Raw genomic sequence first — 738 nt, forward strand, 5'->3', positions numbered from 1 at the left:
GGGGGTGTAGGGCTGGACGGGGGAGAGGGCGGTGCCGTTCCAGGCTTGGACCTGGGCGATCTGGCCGGTAAAGGATCTGGTTCCGTCGTAGCCGATGACGAAGTCGCCGGTGGCGCCGGTGGTGGGGGCGGTGTGGTTGCCATTGGCGACGTACACGTCGTCGACGTACAGGCTCATCACGTGGTTGCCGGTGTCGTAGCTGACGGTCAGGTGGGTCCAGGCGCTCAGTTGGACGGTGCCGCCGGTGATCGTGTCGTAGCTGTTCGCGGTTCCGGCTCCGGTGTTGAGCGCGAAGACCCAGCCGTTGCTGCCTGCGTAGAGGGTGAGTCCGGCGTCGGCGCTGCCGTTCTGCGCGAGCACGGCGCCGCCGAGGGCGGTGGGGTTCACCCATGCGTCGAGGGTGAAGCTGCCGGTCAGGTCCAGGGCTTTCGAGCTGGTGGTCAGGTAGCCGGTTTTGCCGTCGAGTTGGACGTCGGGGCTGAAGACGTCGCCGGTGTGCCAGGTGGCGCCGCTGGTGCCGGTGAGGGGTAGGGCTGTGGCGTTGACGGCGCCGGTGGTGTCGGCGGCGGTGGCGGCGGTGCCGGTTTGCGCGTCGTCTAGCGGCCAGGTGTGAGACTGTCGGTTTTTCGGTGCGCAAGCCCTCTTTCGGTTGGTTGCTGGTCGGGGTGACTTTGGTGGGGAGTTCACCGGTTCGTGTGTCGCTGGGCTGGGTGGTTTCGGCGTCGCCGGCAGCCGAAG

1 protein-coding gene is annotated in these 738 nt (G+C 67.9%); it reads right to left on the minus strand.

Annotated features, from left to right (window positions below):
* The coding region (locus KGA66_RS31295) for a LamG domain-containing protein (protein WP_211472877.1) at nt 1–687 on the minus strand (687 nt) is incomplete at its 3' end.
* Nucleotides 688–738 lie beyond the last annotated feature (51 nt).

Source organism: Actinocrinis puniceicyclus, assembly GCF_018283645.1.
Classification (GTDB): Bacteria; Actinomycetota; Actinomycetes; order Streptomycetales; family Catenulisporaceae; genus Actinocrinis; species Actinocrinis puniceicyclus.